The sequence below is a fragment of the Microbispora sp. GKU 823 genome (assembly GCF_002027145.1).
Taxonomy (GTDB): Bacteria; Actinomycetota; Actinomycetes; order Streptosporangiales; family Streptosporangiaceae; genus Microbispora; species Microbispora siamensis.
Genome location: NZ_MWJN01000103.1, coordinates 26,178 through 32,738, shown reverse-complemented (window position 1 = coordinate 32,738; position 6,561 = coordinate 26,178). Strand labels below are relative to the sequence as shown.

The 6,561-nt window shown below is 68.2% G+C and carries 2 protein-coding genes; both read left to right on the top strand.

Annotated elements, in window-relative coordinates; all coding sequences use genetic code 11:
- Positions 1 to 358 precede the first annotated feature (358 nt).
- Positions 359 to 4,285, top strand: a complete 3,927-nt coding sequence (locus tag B1L11_RS36020; RefSeq protein WP_179155484.1) for a ThuA domain-containing protein — start codon at positions 359 to 361, stop codon at positions 4,283 to 4,285.
- A gap of 64 nt (positions 4,286 to 4,349) precedes the next feature.
- Entirely contained in the window at positions 4,350 to 6,362 is a 2,013-nt protein-coding gene (locus tag B1L11_RS36015; RefSeq protein WP_143737785.1) for a ThuA domain-containing protein, read from the top strand.
- Positions 6,363 to 6,561: the final 199 nt, after the last annotated feature.

The following is a 6,561-nucleotide window of genomic DNA, read 5'->3' as shown; positions in this document are numbered from 1 at the left end:
CGCGGCCCAGTGCCGATTCGTCGCCTCGACGCTCGGCTTCGGCGCCGCGTCCCGCGGCGCCGCGAGCATGGTGGTCAACCGGATCACCGACGACCCGACCACGATCATGGATTCACTACCCCGGCCGACAGCCTACTGACGGCCCCCACAGACCTGGAGGCGGCACCTCTCCAGCAACCCCCCGTATCCGCAACCAACGCCAACAAGCGGCAACAAGCGCGGCGGCGCGCGCCTTGCCTGACGTCCCCCCGGTCAGGAAGGGTTTTTCATGTCTCCACGTCATCGAACGTGGGCCAGGCTGCTCGACGCAGCCCTGCCAGAAAACGGACGACGCCCGAGACGTCGCACCGCGACCACGATGGCCTTAGCCCTCATCGCCCCTTTCATCACGCTCCTCGCGACGCCGGTGAGCGCCGAGGCCCCCACGGCGGCTGAGCCCGCTTTCGTCGCTGCACCGGCGCTGCTGCAGCCGTCCGCGCCTGCCGCCAAGGCCGCACCACCAGACGCCGGCTTCAAGGTGCTCGTGGTGCGCAGCACCCAGGACGCGGTGTCGTCGGCCGGCCTGGCCGCGATCCGGGATGCGGCCAGAACCGGTCATTTCACGGTCGTGGCGCCCGAGCCCGCTGACGTGGGCGACCATTTCACGAAGAAGAAGCTGGAGCAGTACCGCGCGGTCGTGTTCTTGGACACGGGTCACGCGAGCCCGCTCACGGACGCGCAACGCGCGAACTTCGAGAGCTACTTCCGCGACGGCGGCGGCTTCGTCGGCGTCGGCTCGGCGGTCGAGACCGACGAGTCCTGGTCGTTCCTGACTGACATCCTGGGGACGCGTGCGTCCAGCAGGACCGACGTGCAATCGGGTGACGTGAAGGTCGCCGACCGCGTCCACGACGCGACCAAGGATCTGCCGCAGATCTGGTCGCGGACCGACAACTGGTACAACTTCACGAAGAACGTCCGCGGTGTGTCACACGTCCTCGACACCGTCGTCGAGGACCCGTTCGGGCCGCAGCCGCAGGGCGCCAACCTCGACGGGATCGCCGGGGGCACGATGGGCGCCGATCACCCGGTCTCGTGGTGTAAGGACTTCCAGGGCGGCCGCTCGTTCTACACCAGCCTGGGCAACACGGCCGCGAGCTTCGACGCCGGCCTCACCAAGCACCTCAAGGGCGCGATCGGCTGGGCCGCGGGCCAGGCCGACCCGGTCTACAGCGATTGCGGCGCGACCGTGCTGGCCAACTACCAGCAGACGAAGATCGGCTCGCCGCCGAACCTGCAGGAGCCGATCGGCTTCGACCAGCTGCCGGACGGCCGCATTCTGCAGACGGACCGCCTCGGCTCGCTGCGCATGCACGACTCGACCACGGGCGTCACCACGGTCGTCGCCAACTTCGCCGATCCGAGCCTGCCGATGACGCAGCAGATCTACTCCGCGGGCGAGGACGGGCTCTATGGCCCGGCGGTCGACGCCAACTTCGCGACCAACAAGTGGGTCTACCTCTACTACTCGCCGAAGGAGGTCACCGACGTCAAGCTGAGCGACGGATCGGTCGTCACCCAGATCACGCCGAACACCACCCCGCCGGACGTGGCGGCGTCCAAGACCGCGTGGGATCCGTACGTGGGCTATTTCCAGCTCAGCCGCTTCAAGTTCGTCGACGCCACCGACAGCACGCCGGCGCACCTCGACATGGGCTCCGAGCAGCAGATCATGCGCGTGCCGGTCAACCGCCAGGAGTGCTGCCACGTCGGGGGCGACATCGACTTCGACAAGCACGGCAACCTCTGGATGGTCACCGGCGATGACACGCCCGCGGGCGGCATCAACGGCGGCGGCTACGGGCCGTACAACTCGCAGAAGACCGACGAGCAGCAGACCGTGCGCGTCACCAACGCGACGGGCGGCACGTTCACGCTGACCTTCGAGGGCCAGACGACGGAGCCGATCGCGTGGAACGCCGACCGCAATGCGATCGACGCGGCGCTCGAGGCGCTCTCGAACATCGAGGCGGATGAGATCCAGACCAGCGGCGGCCCGGTCAACACGTCGAACGTCAACGTGTTCTTCCGCCGCGGCAAGCAGCAGTCCGATCAGCCGCAGATCACCGCCGACGGCGCCGGCCTGACCGGCACCACCACGCCGGCGATCGCCACCAACACGGCGCAGGCGGGCGGCTGGTATCAGCGGCTCACCGGTGACTCGCGCCGCAGCGCGCTGAACACCAACGACCTGCGCGGCAAGATCCTGCGGATCAAGGTCAAGGACGGCAACATCTCCGCCGCCGACGCCAACAAGGCCGACTTCGGCTCCGGCACGGGCGCCTACTCGATCCCGTCGGGCAACTTGTTCCCGCTGGTCGCGGGCGCGCCGCAGGACAAGACGCGGCCGGAGGTCTACGCGATGGGTTTCCGCAACCCGTTCCGGATCCAGGTCGACGAGAACGACGTGGCCTACATCGGCGACTACTCGCCCGACGCCCAGACACCGCAGCGCTCGCACGGCCCGGCGGGCACCGGCCGCTACGAGATCGTGCGCAAGCCGTCCAACTACGGCTGGCCGACGTGCTACAAGCGCGACCTCGCGCACTACCAGTGGAACTTCCACGAGTTCGCGCCCGGCACCACCACCGCGGGCACGCCGCTGAACAACCCGCCTCAGAAGTTCGACTGCGACGGGCCGACGCAGCGCAACGACTCGCTGTGGAACATTGAGGGCGGTCCGACGGTCGAGCCGGGCCTGAGGGACGTCCCGCCGGTCACCGACCCGGACATCTGGTACTCCTACCGCGACAACAACACGAACGCGCCGCTCGGCACCCCGTGCGAGGCCTACTACGCGCCGACCCCGGGCCCGATCGCGCCCGGCTCGACGACCGAATGCCCGCGGCTGTTCCCCGAGCTCTACACCGGCGGCGTCGGTCCGCACGGGGTCACGAAGTACCACTACGACCCGGAGAACCCGAACCCTCACAAGTTCCCGCCGTACTACGACGACTCGGTGATCATCAGCGAGTGGACGCAGGACACGCTGCGCGAGGTCAAGCTCGACAAGCAGAACAACCACGTCCAGAAGATCAACAACTTCCTGGATTGCGGCAGCCGTGCGAACGCCGGGGCAGGCAGGTTCCGGTTCGAGTGCGACAACCCGATGGACTTGCAGTTCGGTTCAGACGGCGCGTTCTACCTGCTGACCTACGGCAACGGGTTCAACGTCATCAGCCCCGACGCGGGCATGTACAAGTGGGAGTACGTCAAGGGCAAGCGCGCGCCGAAGGCCGTGCTCACCACGGACCGCACCGACGGCTCAACGCCGCTGACCGTGAACTTCTCCAGCGCCGGCTCACTGGATGAGGATCCCGGCGACTCGATCCGCTACGAGTGGAACTTCGGCGACGGCTCGGCGATCGAGACCGACCCAAACCCGACACACACCTACACGCAGTCCGGCCGCTACACGGCCGTGCTGACCGTGCTCGACTCGTCCGGCAAGCAAACCTCGACCAGCACCGTGATCACCGTGGGCAACACGAGCCCGACGGTGGTCGTCAATACGCCGGTGGAGGGCGGGACGTTCGCGTTCGGCGACGACATCCCGTTCTCGGTCACGGTCACCGACCCCGAGGACGGGACGGTGAATTGCTCCGAGGTGCAGGTGACGTTCGTGCTCGGCCACGACGCGCACGGCCACGCAGAGGAGTCCGTCAACGGCTGCTCGGGCGTGCTCCACACGGAGGCCGACGACGTCTCACACGGCGGCACCGTCCTCGGCGTGGTCCAGGCGCGCTACACCGACCACGGCGGTCCGGGCGGCGTCCCACAGCTGACCACGACCGGCCAGCACCAGATCCGCCAGAAGCACCAGGAGGTGGAGTTCGTCGTCAACCAGTCCGGCACCAACACGGCGACCAACACCGACGGCGGCGCCGGCGTGCACCGCGGCAGCCTGGGCTCGGGCGACTGGCTCCAGCTCAACGGCCCATTCAACCTGACCAACATCGATTCGATCACGTTCCGCGTGGCGGACGCGGCGAACGGCCGCACGCCCGGGTCGCCGCTGGCGGCAATCGAGGTCCGTCAGGACTCGATCACCGGGCCGATCCTGACGACGGCCAACCTCGTGTCCACCGGCGGGACGGGAACCTGGACGAGCCAGACGTTCCCGGTCTCGATGTCCGGGACGCATGAGCTGTTCCTGGTGTTCCGCTCGGTCACGGGTGGCGCCACGGGCGGCAACCTATTCAACCTCAACTGGGCCGAGTTCGTCGGCACGGGCATCGGCACCTAGCGAGCCCGCCCGTATAGCGGCAAGAGAGAAGACACTCATGCGGAGAAGATTTCGCACATCGGCAGTGGCCGCCTTCCTGACGGCGGCCGCACTCATCCCCGCGGCACCGTCGTGGGCACAGGAAACGACACCGCCGACGATCAACGTGGCGACGCTGTCGCCCTCTGCGCCGACCGGCCAGAACAACTGGTACACCGGCCCGGTGACGCTGAACGTGTCGGCGACCGACGACGTCGGCATCGCCAAGTTCCAGTACTCGCTCAACGGCGGCGCCGCCTACATCGACGTGCCCGTCGAGGGGGCGCCGGCGTCGGCCACGGCGTCGGCGGTGATCACGCAGGAGGGCAACACCAGCGTCCGGTACCGCGCGGTCGACACGGCCGGAAACGTCGCGGCGTTCCGCTCGATCTCGGTCCGGATCGACACGCGCGCGCCGGCTGCATCGTACCCGGCGATCACCGACGGTCACGTCGGTCACGTCGCCACACTTATCCCGACGCGCACGGACCCCGCCCCCGGCTCGGGCGGAGTGGCTGTGCTGAACATGTACCTCGACGGCAAGCTGGTCCCGCCGTTGCCGGTGCAGACCTCCGACCTGTCGCTCGGCGTGCACACGCTCGCGGTGCATCTCTCTGACGCTGCTTCCAACAGCGCGAAGTACACACAGACGTTCATCGTGACGACATCGTTCGCGGACGTCGGCACGCTGATCGCCCGGTTCGTGACCGCCGGCAGCGTCCCGGCGGAGGTCGGCGCGGCGCTCCAAGCCAAGCTCGACCAGGCGAAGGCGCTCGCCGACGCCGGTTCGGCCAAGCGCGCGAGCCAGGTCCTGAACGAGTTCGTCTCGATCGCCGGCGACCGGATCGCGCCCGGCTCGGCCCGCAGCACACTCGTGGGCGATGCGCGTTACCTGATCGACCAGCTCAACGGCCGGCTCGCGCCGGAGCCCGCGACGGGCCTCGAGTCTGAGCCCGCGGAGGGCCCGAAGTTCATCCCGGACCCGGTGCTCGCCCCGCTCCCGCACAACCCGGACGCCGACTACAACGTCCTGGTCTTCTCCAAGACGACGGGCTTCCGGCACGACCACATCCCGCACACCGTGGCCGCGATCCAGAAGCTCGGCATCGCGCACAACTTCAACGTCGACGTCTACGACCCGCAACTCCCGACCGTCACGCTGCCCACGAGCCCGTTCCTGAGCCTCGACACGCTCAAGCAGTACGACACGATCGTCTTCGAGTCCAACGTCGGGCACCCGGGCCCGCTCAATCCGATCACCGAGCAGCCGAACTTCGAGGCCTACATGCACCAGGGCGGCGGCTATGTCGGCATCCACGGCGCCGCCGACTCGTTCGAGATCGGCACCTGGCCGTGGTACGGCGACCTCGTCGGTGGGTTCTTCACCAACCATCCGAACGGCCAGAACGGGTTCGGCCAGTGCGGCAGCTGCATCCACACCGAGGTGGTGACCGAGGACAACACGCACCCGGCGACCGCGCATCTCCCTGACCGGTGGATGACGGTCGACGAGCTCTACAACTTCGACCGCAACATGCGGGCCGACGTGCACACGCTGCTGAGCCTCAACGAGGACAGCTACCAGCGCAGCCTCAACAGCGGCAACGCGGCCACCAACCCGCTGCGGCTGATGAACGGCGACCACCCGATCGCGTGGTGCCAGAACTGGGACGGTGGCAAGGCGTTCTCGAACATCCTCGGCCACTTCCGGACGCAGTACTACGACGACTCGTTCATGCAGATCATCCTCGGCGGGATCGAGACGACCGCCGACCGCAAGGGCGCCAACTGCTCGTCCTACCGCGAGACCAGCCTGCTGATCGAGGCCGACCGAGCGGCCGGGCTGCTGACCGCGGACGCCGCGGACGCCGCCGGTGCCGCCCTGGACATCGCGCGGGACAGCTACCTGGCAACCAACTACACCACCGCCATCCCGGCGCTGAACTCGATCGTCGACCTGGCGAACGACAAGGCCTCCGGCGACGCTGCGGCGCGTTCCGAGCTCGCGCGGCAGGCGCGCGAGCTGCGGGAGTGGATGCAGAACCTCAACCGCCGCTGACCCGTTAACGCGGCGGGGGCGGTGGATCGCCGCTCCCGCCGCGCTGACGCTGGAGCGCACCACTATCGCGGATTTATGCGCGACCTTCTCCTGATCATCGACGAAACATCGGTAGGTGCCGCACGTGACCCATCCTCCGAAGGGAGCGGTGATGGGTCGTGAAATGAGGACGGCCGTCGCGTGATCCTTCGTGATCGCA